At 55.6% G+C, this 13,700-nt stretch carries 10 protein-coding genes; 6 read left to right on the top strand and 4 right to left on the bottom strand.

Annotated features, from left to right (window positions below; genetic code table 11):
- Positions 1–25: 25 nt before the first annotated feature.
- The 3 genes from OGX66_RS10480 to wzz(fepE) all read left to right on the top strand — a co-directional run bounded on the left by OGX66_RS10480 (position 26) and on the right by wzz(fepE) (position 5,493).
- Positions 26–244, top strand: coding sequence for an MbtH family protein (locus OGX66_RS10480; protein ID WP_088902616.1), 219 nt, complete (start codon positions 26–28; stop codon positions 242–244).
- Complete coding sequence (entF, locus tag OGX66_RS10475; protein WP_270921602.1) at positions 241–4,131, top strand: enterobactin non-ribosomal peptide synthetase EntF; 3,891 nt, start codon at positions 241–243, stop codon at positions 4,129–4,131. Before OGX66_RS10480 ends, entF begins: the two co-directional genes overlap by 4 nt.
- 228 nt (positions 4,132–4,359) lie before the next feature.
- Positions 4,360–5,493 carry an LPS O-antigen length regulator Wzz(fepE) gene (gene wzz(fepE), locus OGX66_RS10470; RefSeq protein ID WP_048219378.1) on the top strand — a complete coding sequence of 378 codons (1,134 nt, stop codon included), beginning with the start codon at positions 4,360–4,362 and terminating at the stop codon, positions 5,491–5,493.
- 46 nt (positions 5,494–5,539) lie between these two features.
- Here the strand turns inward: wzz(fepE) and fepC are convergent, their stop codons facing one another.
- The 3 genes from fepC to fepD are packed head-to-tail and all read right to left on the bottom strand — an operon-like array spanning position 5,540 to position 8,330.
- A complete protein-coding gene (gene fepC, locus OGX66_RS10465; protein WP_003022023.1) occupies positions 5,540–6,337 on the bottom strand; it encodes an iron-enterobactin ABC transporter ATP-binding protein in 798 nt (265 codons plus the stop codon).
- Entirely contained in the window at positions 6,334–7,326 is a 993-nt protein-coding gene (gene fepG, locus OGX66_RS10460) for an iron-enterobactin ABC transporter permease (protein ID WP_003022026.1), read from the bottom strand. The genes fepC and fepG overlap by 4 nt, the downstream gene beginning before the upstream one ends.
- Positions 7,323–8,330, bottom strand: coding sequence for a Fe(3+)-siderophore ABC transporter permease (gene fepD, locus OGX66_RS10455; protein ID WP_003835646.1), 1,008 nt, complete (start codon positions 8,328–8,330; stop codon positions 7,323–7,325). The genes fepG and fepD overlap by 4 nt, the downstream gene beginning before the upstream one ends.
- Before the next feature lie 109 nt (positions 8,331–8,439).
- Between fepD and entS the strand changes: the two genes are divergently transcribed.
- A complete protein-coding gene (gene entS, locus OGX66_RS10450; protein WP_058842522.1) occupies positions 8,440–9,675 on the top strand; it encodes an enterobactin transporter EntS in 1,236 nt (411 codons plus the stop codon).
- 61 nt (positions 9,676–9,736) lie between these two features.
- Here entS and fepB read toward each other — a convergent pair whose 3' ends face one another.
- Positions 9,737–10,693 (bottom strand): Fe2+-enterobactin ABC transporter substrate-binding protein, encoded by a 957-nt coding sequence (fepB, locus tag OGX66_RS10445; RefSeq protein WP_088902614.1) that lies wholly within the window; start codon positions 10,691–10,693, stop codon positions 9,737–9,739.
- A gap of 187 nt (positions 10,694–10,880) precedes the next feature.
- Here fepB and entC point away from each other — a divergent pair, with 187 nt between their 5' ends.
- Positions 10,881–12,056 carry an isochorismate synthase EntC gene (entC, locus tag OGX66_RS10440; RefSeq protein ID WP_003847433.1) on the top strand — a complete coding sequence of 392 codons (1,176 nt, stop codon included), beginning with the start codon at positions 10,881–10,883 and terminating at the stop codon, positions 12,054–12,056.
- Between the two features lie 31 nt (positions 12,057–12,087).
- Positions 12,088–13,698: a (2,3-dihydroxybenzoyl)adenylate synthase EntE gene (gene entE, locus OGX66_RS10435; protein ID WP_032936901.1), complete on the top strand. Its 1,611-nt coding sequence runs from the start codon at positions 12,088–12,090 to the stop codon at positions 13,696–13,698.
- Positions 13,699–13,700: the final 2 nt, after the last annotated feature.

Here is a 13,700-nt window from a genome sequence, read left to right as displayed (position 1 = left end):
CGACATTCCACGACAGGAGTTGAGTATGGAATTCAGTAACCCCTTCGATAATCCGCAGGGCCAGTTTTACATTCTGCAAAATCCCCAACGTCAGTTTAGCCTTTGGCCGCAGCAGTGTTCACTTCCTGCTGGTTGGCAAATTGCTTGCGGACCCCAATTCCAGGAAGCCTGCCAGCAATGGCTGGATGCAAACTGGACCACGCTGACGCCCGCGAACTATGTCGATGTGCAGGAGGCTCCATGACTCAGCGTTTACCGTTAGTGGCGGCTCAGCCGGGGATCTGGATGGCGGAAAAACTCTCCACATTGCCCTCGGCGTGGAGCGTGGCGCACTACGTAGAATTAACCGGCGAACTGGACGCGTTGTTGCTGGCGAAAGCGGTTGTGGCGGGCCTGGAGCAGGCCGATACCTTGCGAATGCAGTTTAGCGAAGATAACGGTGAGGTCTGGCAATGGGTGGATCCTGCGCTCACTTTTGCGCAACCCGAAATCATCGATCTGCGCGAAAAATCCAACCCACATGAGGCGGCGCGTGCGTTGATGCAGGCAGACCTGCAGCAGGACATACGTGCTGACGGCAATAAGCCGCTGGTTTTTCACCAGCTTTTACAGGTGGGAGATAAACGTTGGTATTGGTATCAGCGTTACCATCATTTGCTGGTCGATGGCTTCAGCTTCCCGGCCATTACCCGCCAGATAGCCGCAATCTATCGCGCATGGCTAGATGGCGAGTCTACGCCAGACTCGCCTTTTACGCCGTTCGCCGAGGTGGTGGAAGAGTATCAACAGTACCGTCAAAGTGATGCCTGGCAACGCGACGGCGCCTTCTGGCGCGATCAGCGAAAGCAACTCCCACCTCCTGCTTCGCTGTCGAACAATCCGTTGCCGGGACGCTCGGCCAGCGCGGATATTATTCGCATGAAGTTAACCGCGCCTGAAGGAGCGTTTCGCCGACTTGCGGCACGCATGCCTGACGTTCAGCGTGCGGATCTGGCTCTGGCGCTGGTGGCGTTGTGGCTGGGACGCTTATGCAGCCGAATGGATTATGCCGCCGGGTTTATCTTTATGCGGCGTATGGGCTCGGCGGCGTTGACGTCCACTGGACCGGTTTTAAACGTTCTGCCATTTGGTGTGAGGCTGGATGCGGCAGAAAGCTTGCCTGCGCTTGCACAACGACTGGCCGGGCAGTTGAAGAAAATGCGTCGGCATCAACGTTATGATGCCGAACAAATCGTTCGCGATATTGGGCGTGCAGCCGGTGCAGAGCCGCTGTTTGGCCCGGTGCTGAATGTGAAAATATTCGACTATCATCTGAATATTCCCGGCGTTCAGGCGCAAACTCATACGCTGGCGACAGGACCGGTGAACGATCTTGAACTGGCGTTGTTCCCGGATGAAAACGGCGGGCTGAGTATTGAAATCCTGGCCAATAAACAGCGCTACGATGCAGAAACGCTGGCGCAGCATGCCTCGCGTTTAATCGGGCTTATCGAGCAGTTTGCTGACAATCCGTCGCTATGCTGCGGCGACGCCGGGATGCTGTTGCCTACAGAACATGAGCGGCTGGCGAAGATTAACGACACGACCGTGGAGATCCCGTTCACTACGCTTAGCGCACTGGTGACACAGCAGGCCGATAAAACGCCGGATGCCCCGGCGCTGGCCGATGCCCGTTATCAGTTTAGCTATCGCGAAATGCGCCAGCAGGTCGTGGCGCTGGCGAGCCTTCTGCGCGAACGCGGCGTCCGTCCTGGCGACAGCGTAGCTGTGGCATTACCGCGTTCTGTGTTCCTGACGCTGGCGTTGCACGGTATTGTGGAAGCCGGAGCTGCCTGGCTGCCGTTGGATACCGGATACCCGGACGATCGCCTGCGGATGATGCTCGAAGACGCGAAGCCAAAATTGTTGATAGCGACTGAAGAGCAACTGGCGCGTTTTAGCGATATCCCAGGGCTGGAAAGTCTGTGCTATGACTCGCCGCTGCCAGCAGAAGATGCTGCTCCGTTGGCGCTATCTCAACCCAATCATACCGCCTATATCATTTTTACTTCCGGTTCTACCGGTAGACCAAAAGGGGTGATGGTTGGGCAAACCGCCATCGTTAACCGTCTGCTGTGGATGCAAAATCACTATCCGCTGACCGCAGATGATGTGGTGGCGCAAAAAACGCCATGCAGTTTTGACGTCTCGGTATGGGAGTTTTTCTGGCCGTTTATTGCCGGGGCAAAACTGGTCATGGCAGAACCTGAAGCGCACCGCGATCCGCTGGCGATGCAGCAGTTCTTTGCCCGTTATGGGGTGACGACCACGCACTTTGTCTCCTCTATGTTGGCCGCTTTTGTCGCTTCACTGACGCCGGAAACCGCGCGGGAGAGTTGTGCCTCTCTAAAACGGGTATTTTGCAGCGGCGAAGCCTTGCCAGCCGATTTATGCCGTGAGTGGGAGCAGTTGACTCATGCGCCACTGCACAATTTGTACGGACCAACGGAAGCTGCGGTCGATGTGAGCTGGTATCCGGCCTGGGGAGAAGATCTCGCTGCCGTAACCGGCAACAGCGTACCGATTGGCTATCCGGTATGGAATACCGGTTTACGCATTCTGGATGCCATGATGCGCCCGGTGCCTTTCGGCGTAGCGGGTGACCTGTATCTGACGGGGATCCAACTGGCGCAAGGCTATCTGGGGCGTCCGGATCTGACGGCGAGCCGCTTTATCGCCGATCCGTTTAGCGTCGGTGAACGTATGTACCGCACCGGAGATGTGGCGCGCTGGCTGGAAAATGGCGCGGTGGAATACCTCGGGCGCAGCGATGACCAGCTTAAAATTCGTGGACAGCGCATTGAGCTCGGCGAGATTGACCGGGTGATGCAGCAGTTGCCTGATGTCGAGCATGCCGTTGCCCATGCCTGCGTATTCAACCAGGCTGCGGCGACAGGCGGCGATGCGCGCCAACTGGTGGGGTATCTGGTGTCGCAATCGGGTTTGCCGCTGGATACGACTGTGTTGCGGGAACGTCTGCGCGAAAAACTGCCTGCGCACATGGTACCGACGGTATTGTTACAACTGGCGGAGCTGCCGCTTAGCGCGAACGGCAAACTGGATCGTAAAGCGCTACCGATGCCGCAGTTGATGTCGCGTGTTTCCGGGCGCGCACCGCGAACAGGGACTGAGACCACCATCGCGCAGTCTTTTGCGGCCTTGCTGGATTGTGAGGTGAATGATGTAGAGGCTGATTTCTTTGCGCTTGGTGGGCATTCGCTGCTGGCGATGAAGCTGGCAGCGCAGTTGAGCCGCATTTTTGAGCGTCAGGTGACGCCCGGGCAGATTATGGTGGCTTCCACCGTGGAACAACTGAGCGCATTGCTGGAGAGCAATGATGATGAACAGTCGCAGCGTCTGGGATTTGAGACGCTATTGCCACTGCGTGAAAGTCACGGCCCAACGTTGTTCTGCTTCCATCCGGCGTCGGGTTTTGCCTGGCAGTTTAGCGTGCTGTCGCGTTATCTCAGCCCTCAGTGGTCGATTATGGGTATTCAGTCGCCACGACCGGATGGCCCGATGCAAACGGCGGATAATCTCGACTCGGTATGCGAACATCACCTGGCAACGCTGCTCAGTCAACAACCTCACGGACCTTACTATTTATTAGGTTATTCGCTGGGCGGCACGCTGGCACAGGGGATCGCCGCGCGCTTACATGCCAGAGGAGAGACGGTTGCATTCCTCGGTCTGTTGGATACCTGGCCGCCAGAGACGCAAAACTGGCAAGAAAAAGAGGCCAATGGGCTGGATCCAGCGGTGCTGGCGGAGATCGAGCGTGAACGCGAAGCCTTTCTGGCGGCGCAGCAGGGGAATGCGTCAGAGGCCTTATTTAACGCGATCGAAGGCAACTACGCCGATGCGGTTCGCCTGCTCACCACGGCGCACAGCGTGCCGTTTGCAGGTCACGCCACGCTGTTCGTTGCTGAGCGTACCTTAGTGCCGGGTGTCAGCCCTGAACGTAGCTGGGCCCCGTGGATATCCAGTCTGGATGTTTACCGCCACGACTGCGCGCATGTTGATATTATTTCCCCCACCGCGTTTGAGGCGATAGGACCTGTAATAAATACGCTGATTAATAAATCTGTGTAACAAGACGAATATTGCAATCGCGGTGATCGAACAGCTCTACAATGTAAAGAATATGTTGTGGAGTTGTTGTTTTTGTGCGGTGCAAGGTGATGAAAGGGGTGAATAAATTCCGAATATAATTTTTGGTAGGGCGACAAGCGCAAAGAGTGTTTCGGATAATTCTGACTAGCTGGTAGACTTCTCCCACAGGAATGTTTTTCTTTTAGGAAAGTTTTCAGGTCACGCAACATGTCATCATTAAATATTAAGCAAGATAACGTTTCGGAATTTACTGGCTATCCTCAGCCAGCGGCAAACGCAAATGAAATCGATTTAGTGAACCTAATCGAAATCTTATGGCGAGCAAGAACGAAAATTATAGCGACCGTTTTCGCCTTTGCTTGTGCGGGTATTCTGGTATCTTTCCTGCTTCCGCAAAAATGGACCAGTCAGGCAATCGTGACCCCCGCAGAACCGGTTCAGTGGCAGAGTCTCGAGAATACGTTGACCAAATTGCGCGTGCTGGATATGGATATTAGCGTTAGCCGTGGTGATGTGTTTAACCTGTTTATCAAAAAATTCCAGTCGCCTTCATTGTTAGAAGAATATCTGCGCTCTTCACCTTACGTGATGGATCAATTGAAAGGCGCTGATATCGACGAAATGGAGTTGCATCAGGCAATTGTCAGGCTTAGTGAGAAAATGAAAGCGGTTGATACTAACCTGGGTAAGAAGAACGAAACTTCGCTGTATACCTCATGGACGCTGAGTTTTACCGCACCTCATGCCGAAGAAGCTCAGTCTGTGCTGAAGGGATATATCCAGTATATTTCTGATATTGTAGTGAAAGAAACGCTGGAAGATATTCGCAATAAACTGTCGATCAAAACCAGCTTCGAGAAAGAAAGGCTGGAGATGGATCGCGTCAGGCTCAAGAACCAGCTGGAAGCAAATATCCAGCGACTGAACTACTCGCTGGAGATTGCCAATGCCGCCGGGATTAAAAAGCCGGTCTACAGTAATGGTCAGGCGGTGAAGGATGACCCCGATTTCTCTATTTCACTGGGTGCTGACGGCATCGAACGTAAATTAGAAATAGAAAAATCAGTAACGGATGTTGCTGAAATTAACGGTGAATTACGTAATCGGCAGTATCACGTTGAGCAACTGTTAGCGATGAATGTGAGCGACGTAAAATTCACACCGTTTAAATATCAACTTACGCCTTCGCTGCCGGTGAAAAAAGATGGCCCGGCTAAATCAATGATCGTTATTCTGGCCGCATTACTGGGTGGAATGGTGGCGTGTGGTGGCGTTTTGCTGAACTATGCTATGGTGTCGCGTAAGCAAAAAATGACGTTTATTGATCAGCAACTGGTGTGATGAATTGTCGTATGGCGGCAAGCCAGCCGCCTTACGATAACGCGTGTTATTTGCTGCGTCCAAGCGGCACTACTAACGGCGTTCCGGCAACTGGATCGTCGATAATCATACAGCGCAGTCCATAGATTTTTTCAATAAGCTGCGCGGTGACGATCTCCTTCGGTGCTCCCTCGGCAATAATTTTTCCGTCTCGCAGCGCAATCAGATGCGTCGCATAGCGACAGGCCTGATTCAGGTCGTGCAAAACGGCGGCCAGCGTGTAGCCTTTTTCCCGGTTTAACTCACTCAGCAGTTCCAGCAGATCGATCTGATGACTGATATCCAGCCAGGTGGTGGGTTCATCAAGCAGCATAATCGACGTTTCCTGCGCCAGCACCATCGCAATCCATGCACGTTGACGTTGTCCGCCGGAAAGGGTATCCACACTTTGTGATGCCAGGTGGGTGATACCCGTCGCCTGCATGGCGTTTGAGACCGCAATTTCATCCTCTTGCCGCCAGCGGGTAAACAGCGGCTGGTGCGGATAGCGCCCGCGGGCAACCAGCTCCTGTACCGTAATATCTCCCGGCGTGGTGGCGTTTTGCGCCAGCAAACCTATTCTTCGGGCGACTTCTTTGCTGGCATAGTGTTGAATATGTTCGCCGTCGAGCCAGACCTTGCCGTTCGCGGGCGTCATCAGGCGACTAAGCGTGCGCAGCAATGTCGATTTCCCGCAGCCATTTGGCCCGATAATCGCGGTGAAGTGACCGTCGGGAATCGACACATTGAGGTTTTCCGCCACGGTAAACTTGCCATAACCCAGCGTTAACTGGTCGCCACGCAAACGGGCTACTGATTCGGTCATTTTTTGCGGGACTCCTGAATTAACAAGACGATAAGATAAATACCGCCGAGGCTTACGGTGACAACGCCCACCGGAAGCTGATAAGGCATAAACAGCTGTTGGGCGCATAAATCCGCCATCAGCAGCAGCAACGCGCCGCACAGCGCTGACAGGGTTAATCCCCAGCGCGATGTGCCGCTTATACGTCGTGCGATATGCGGCGCGACAAGGGCAATAAACGAGATAGGACCCGCCAGCGCGGTGGCGGCAGCGGTCAGTACAACCGCAACCAGCATCATCATCAGACGCGAGCGCTCAACGCTGACACCAAGCGCACAGGCGCTGTCATCACCCATTTCCAGTAAGCGCATCCGGCGTACCAGCAATGTGGCGCATACCAGCATGATAATAATCAGCGGGGCAGACGGCCAGGTTTTGGCCCAGGTCAGGCCATTGAGCGATCCAGCGTTCCACAGTCCGGCCGTTAGCGCGGTTTCTAATGATGCTTTCAGCAGTAGCCAGGTGTTGAACGCCACCAGCATGGCGCGTATGCCGATACCAATAATAATTAGCCGGAAGGTGTCGATCCCATTGCGCCAGGCGAGCGCCCAGACCACCAGAGAAGTCAGGATCCCACCGAGCATGGCCGCCAGCGCGATCGCGGTAAGATGCTGTCCGAACAGCACCATTGCCACCAGCACACCGCTCCAGGCACCGGTATTAAAGCCCATCACATCCGGGCTACCCAGCGGGTTACGCATCAGCGACTGGAATATTGCGCCGCTCACGCCGAGCGCTGCGCCAATCAATAGCGCCATGAGCACGCGTGGCAAACGCCATTCGGTCACCACCAGGGTAATACTGCGCGGCGCATCGCCGAGCAGGGCGGCAATAATTTGCTGGGTTTCCAGCGTAACAACGCCGCTACGCAGGCTCCATAAACCAATGACGAGACAACCTGCAACCAGCAGCAGGCTGCTGATTATCAGGCGGCGGGAGAGGTGCATCATGCGCCACCCCCGCGCGATTTACGGCGTACCAGAAAGATAAGCACCGGCGCGCCGATGAAAGCGCTGACCACCGACACGCGCAGCTCGCCGGGAACAATCAGGCGACCGATGATATCGGCAATCAGTAACAGAGAAGGGGTTGCCAACAGGGTGACGGGCAGTGACCAGCGGTGATCCGCCCCCACCAGCCAGCGCGCCATGTGAGGTATCATCAGGCCGATAAAGGCGATAGGACCGACAATCGCGGTCGCGCTGCCGCACAGTACGGTAATAACCAGCAGGCCAATAAACTGTGTGCGAGCGACTTTACTACCAAGCGCGGTAGCTGTGTCGCTCCCGAGGCTCAGGCTATTCAGGGCGCGACTGAGGAACAGTGCGACAGCCGCGGCAATCAGTACTGGTACCAATACAACCTTCAGCGTTTGCAGGCTGCGGATATCCAGTGAGCCAGCTTGCCAGAAACGCAACTGATCGTAAACGTCCGGGTTGAGCAGGGCGATGCCGGTGGATAATCCTTCCAGCACCGCGCCCAGGGCAACGCCCGCCAGCGTCAAACGTACCGGGCTTAACTGCCCACCGCCCTGACTACCGGTAAAAGCTACGATCAGTGACGCAGCCAGCGCACCGCAAAAGGCCATCAGCAGTTGCTCTTGCGCAGAGGAAAAGCCGAACAGCGCGGCGCCCAGCACAATAGCGAAGCTGGCACCGGAGTTGACACCCAGAATGCCGGGATCGGCGAGAGGATTACGCGTGAGCGTTTGCATTAATGCGCCAGCCAGGCCCAGCGCACCACCGGCGAGCAGCCCCGCCAGCGTGCGTGGGAGTCGCGCGTCAAGCACGATGGTGCAATCAGCGCTTTGACAACTGCCGGTGAGCGCATCCAGCACCACGGAGGCAGGTAGCGACTTGGCGCCAATAACCAGACTTAATACCGTGGTCAGAACAAGTAATAACAATAGTCCGGGCACGGCGAAGGCGCGTGTCGCGGAAACAGAGCATGACATATCAACTTCCCTGATAATGATAGTAATTATCGTTATCGATCTTATTTGGATATGTTAGCATGTGCAGCCATCGAATGGATATTGAAAAAGTACCTGGTAAGGCTCTGTAATGAATCGACAATCATGGCTGCTCAATCTCAGCCTGTTAAAGACCCACCCTGCATTTCGTGCAGTCTTCCTCGCCCGTTTTATTTCCATTGTCTCTCTGGGGCTACTCGGCGTCGCGGTTCCGGTTCAAATCCAGATGATGACCCAGTCGACCTGGCAGGTCGGTTTGTCGGTGACGCTGACCGGCAGTGCAATGTTTATTGGCCTGATGGTGGGCGGTGTGCTGGCCGACCGCTATGAGCGTAAAAAAGTGATCCTGCTGGCGCGTGGTACCTGTGGCATTGGCTTTATTGGCCTGTGTTTGAATGCGTTACTTCCCGAACCGTCGTTACTGGCAATTTATCTGCTTGGCTTATGGGACGGTTTCTTTGCTTCGCTGGGCGTGACTGCTTTACTGGCAGCGACGCCAGCGCTGGTCGGGCGGGAGAATCTGATGCAGGCCGGGGCGATTACCATGCTGACGGTACGTCTGGGATCGGTAATTTCGCCGATGCTTGGCGGGGTGTTGCTCGCGACCGGCGGCGTGGCCTGGAACTACGGACTGGCGGCGGCGGGGACCTTCATTACCTTACTACCGTTGCTGAGTCTTCCCGCGTTGCCGCCTCCGCCGCAGCCGCGTGAGCATCCGCTGAAATCGCTGCTGGCAGCATTCCGCTTTCTGCTTGCCAGCCCACTGATTGGCGGCATTGCACTGCTCGGTGGTCTGTTAACCATGGCGAGCGCCGTGCGCGTGCTGTATCCGGCGTTGGCGATTAACTGGCACATGTCGAGTGCGCAAATTGGCCTGCTGTATGCGGCTATTCCGCTGGGGGCAGCCGTGGGTGCATTGACCAGCGGACAACTGGCGCACAGTCTTCGTCCGGGACTGATTATGCTGGCATCGACCGTGGCTTCATTTCTGGCTATCGGTCTGTTTGGCTTGATGCCCGTTTGGCAGCTTGGTGTGGTTTGTCTGGCGCTGTTCGGCTGGTTGAGTGCGGTCAGCTCTTTGTTGCAGTACACCCTGTTACAGACGCAGACGCCGGAAGCGATGCTCGGGCGAATTAATGGTTTGTGGACCGCACAGAACGTCACCGGTGATGCGATTGGCGCGGCGTTGTTAGGTGGTCTGGGCGCGATGATGACGCCGGTTGCTTCGGCAAGCGTGAGTGGGTTTGGGCTGGTGATTGTCGGTCTTTTACTGCTGCTGTTGTTGGGAGAAGTGCGCCGATTCCGGCAAGTCCCCGTGAATGTCTGATCGCGTTGTGCTCTACGGATTGTAGGCCGGATAAGGCGTTAGCCGCATCCGGCGCTGGCAATTAAAACAGAGCCGACAGACGTTGCAGCAGCAGCATTGCGCTGTAGTAGTCGAGACGGAAGGTTTCCGTACCCAGGGCGTAAACACGTTTATTTTGCACGGCTGGCAGATGCGCCAGAAGCGGATTAGCGTAAATAGCATCGGCATCTTTGCTGTCGCCAGCAAACAGGAACAGCGCTTCGCCGTTCAGGCCTGCCGCCAGGTTCTCACCGCCAAGCTGGATGATATCGTGGCGTTTGCCCTGACTCTGGCTGGTATGCAAGTTGGCAGGCAGCGTTGCCAGCGTGAACCCTAACTGCTCCATCAGCTTGCCTTGCGCTGACTCGGGCGTCCACAGATTGGCGCTGTGCGCCGCGGCGGTATATACCAGCGCGCTGACCGGCTGTGGTGGCAGGGTAATACGTTGCTTAACTGCCTGTAGTTGCTTATCAAACTCGGCAATACGCGCAGCAGCCTGTTGCTCCTGACCGGTAATTTCACCTAACTGGGTCAGCAGCGACTGCCAGCTTTTATCGTCGTAATTAATGATGAGCGTTGGCGCAATGGTGGACAGCTGATCGTACAGCGCGAGGGCAGAATCGCCCCCGGTGGCGCTTACCAGAATCAAATCCGGCATTTGAGCTGCGATGGCCTCGGCGCTCGGTTCGCCGATATACAGGCGGCTCAGTTTGCGTTCTTTTGCCACTTCGCTCCACTGGCGTAAAAAGCCCTGCGCATCGCCGATGCGATTGTTCGGCGTAGTGGCACCGCTGGCGATGACCGGGGCATCAATCGCTAGCAGCGAACCGGTGAGGGTCACGCTGGTGGAGACAATTCGCTGCGGTTTATGCTCCAGCGTATGCGTGCCGCGGCTGTCAGTAACCTGACGCGGCCAGTCGGCGGCGTGACCTGAAGAAATTCCTGAAAGAGATAAACCTGCCAGTAAGAGCACGGTGCGGCAAAAAGAGGGGAGACTCACGAATCAGCTTCCTGTTATCAGTATAAGTAATGCTTCTCATTTTCATTGTTAGCGAGCAAGGATGCAAGCCAAAGTCGCACATTGTGCTACCACAAGAGTTGACATACCGCCGCTTTACTTTTAGGTTAGCGACCGAAAATATAAATGATAATCATTATTAGAGCCTTTATCATTTTTGGAGGATGATATGGATACGTCACTGGCCGAGGAAAAAACGCAGACTATGCCGACGCTCGCTCCCGACAGTTTTTTCTTTATGTCGCCGTACCGTAGTTTTACGACGTCAGGATGCTTCGCCCGCTATGCGGAACCGGCAATTGATGGCGATTCGCCAGACAGCCCTTTCCAACAAAAAATGAACACACTGTTTGCTGATGCCAAATCACAGGGTATCGCGAATCCTGTCATGGTCGGGGCGATTCCCTTTGATACCCGCCAGCCATCATCGCTGTTTATTCCCCAATCGTGGCAGAGCTTTTCTCGTACGGCGAAGCAGCAATCATCACGTTACTTTACCGCGCATCAGTCGCTGAACGTCGTGGAACGTAAATCGATCCCGGAACAGGACTTTTTTGAAGATATGGTCGCCCGGGCGGCTGCGCTGACGTCTACTCCGGAAGTCGACAAAGTGGTGTTGTCACGCCTGATCGATATCACCACCGATGCCAACATTGACAGCGGTGCGCTGCTGGAGCGTCTGGTGGCGCAAAATCCAGCGAGCTACAACTTCCATGTGCCGATTGAAGACGGCGGCGTATTGATTGGTGCCAGCCCGGAATTGCTTCTGCGCAAAGAAGGCGAGCGTTTCAGTTCTCTGCCGCTGGCGGGCTCTGCACGTCGTCAGCCTGATGATGTGCTGGATCGCGAAGCAGGGATCCGCCTGCTGGCATCTGAGAAGGACCGCCATGAGCACGAACTGGTGACGCAAGCTATGAAAACGATATTGCGCGATCGCAGCCGTGAACTGCAACTGCCTTCTTCTCCGCAGCTGGTTACTACGCCGACGCTCTGGCACCTCGGCACGCCGTTTGAAGGTAAAGCCAACGCGCAGGAAAACGCCCTGACGCTGGCGTGCCTGCTGCACCCGACGCCTGCGCTGAGCGGCTTCCCACATCAGGTTGCGCGCAAACTTATCGCCGAGCTGGAGCCGTTCGATCGCGAACTGTTCGGCGGTATTGTCGGCTGGTGTGATGCCGAAGGTAACGGTGAGTGGGTAGTGACGATCCGCTGTGCGAAGCTGCTGCGCAATCAGGTGCGTTTTTTTGCCGGAGCAGGAATTGTTCCAGCCTCTTCCCCGGTTGCGGAATGGCGTGAAACGGGGGCCAAGCTCTCCACGATGTTGAATGTTTTTGGACTGCATTAAGAGCCTTGTGGACTGGTTTTAAGGAGCAATAATGAGTATTCCATTCACCCGCTGGCCGGAAGAGTTTGCCCGCAGGTATCGTGAAAAAGGTTACTGGCAGGATTTGCCGCTGACCGACATTCTGACCCGTCATGCCGACAGCGACCATACGGCGGTTATTGATGGTGAACGCTATCTGAGCTATCGCCAGCTGAATCAGGCCGCTGACAATCTTGCCTGCAGTTTGCGTCGCCAAGGGATTAAACCCGGTGAAACCGCGCTGGTACAACTGGGCAATGTGGCTGAGCTGTATATCACCTTCTTTGCGTTACTCAAGCTGGGCGTAGCTCCGGTGTTGGCCCTGTTCAGCCATCAGCGTAACGAACTCAACGCCTATGCCAAACAGATTGAACCGGCGCTGCTGATTGCCGATCGTCAGCATACGCTGTTTAGCGGGGACGATTTTCTAAACGCTTTTGTGGCCGAACACAATTCAGTGCGCGTGGTGCAACTGCACAACGACGAAGGTGAACACAATCTGCAAACGGCGATAAGCCAACCTGCGACTGATTTTACTGCTACACCGTCGCCCGCTGATGAGGTGGCGTACTTCCAGCTTTCCGGCGGGACGACCGGGACGCCAAAGCTGATTCCTCGCACTCATAACGATTACTACTACAGCGTGCGTCGCAGCAATGAGATTTGCCGCTTCACCGGGGAAACGCGTTATTTATGCGCAATCCCGGCGGCGCATAACTACGCCATGAGTTCGCCAGGCGCGCTGGGCGTGTTCCTGGCCGGCGGCACCGTCGTGCTGGCGGCCGACCCGAGCGCTACCCTGTGTTTCCCGCTGATTGAACAGCATCAGGTTAACGTCACGGCGCTTGTGCCACCTGCGGTGAGCCTGTGGTTGCAGGCTATTGCGGAGTGGGGCAGCAATGCGCAATTGGCTTCGCTGAAACTGCTACAGGTCGGTGGAGCGAGACTTTCCGCCACGCTTGCGGCGCGTATTCCGGCTGAGATTGGCTGCCAGTTGCAGCAGGTCTTCGGCATGGCTGAAGGGCTGGTGAACTACACCCGTCTGGACGACAGTCCTGAGCGCATCATCAATACCCAGGGTCGCCCGATGTGTCCTGATGATGAAGTCTGGGTAGCAGACGCTGACGGCAACCCCTTAGCCCAGGGAGAGACCGGACGCTTGATGACACGTGGTCCGTACACCTTCCGTGGTTATTTCAAAAGCCCTGAGCATAATGCCAGCGCCTTTGACGCCAACGGCTTTTACTGTTCCGGCGATCTGATCGCTATCGACCCGGATGGCTACATCACCGTTCAGGGACGCGAAAAGGATCAGATCAACCGCGGCGGGGAGAAGATCGCTGCTGAAGAGATTGAAAACCTGTTGCTGCGCCATCCAATGGTTATCCATGCCGCGTTGGTCAGTATGGATGACGAACTGATGGGCGAGAAAAGCTGTGCCTGGCTAGTGGTAAAAGAACCGCTGCGCGCGGTTCAGGTGCGCCGTTTTCTGCGCGAACAGGGTGTGGCGGAATTCAAATTACCCGATCGTGTTGAGTGCGTTGAGTCATTACCGCTGACTCCAGTGGGGAAGGTAGATAAAAAACAATTACGTCAGTGGCTGGCATCACGTTCACTGGCCTGAAG

Origin of the sequence: Citrobacter sp. Cf072 (assembly GCF_030334485.1) — a bacterium.
GTDB classification, from domain to species: domain Bacteria; phylum Pseudomonadota; class Gammaproteobacteria; order Enterobacterales; family Enterobacteriaceae; genus Citrobacter; species Citrobacter freundii.
The sequence above is the reverse complement of the archived record's forward strand: the minus strand, read 5'-3'. Positions and strand labels throughout refer to the sequence as shown.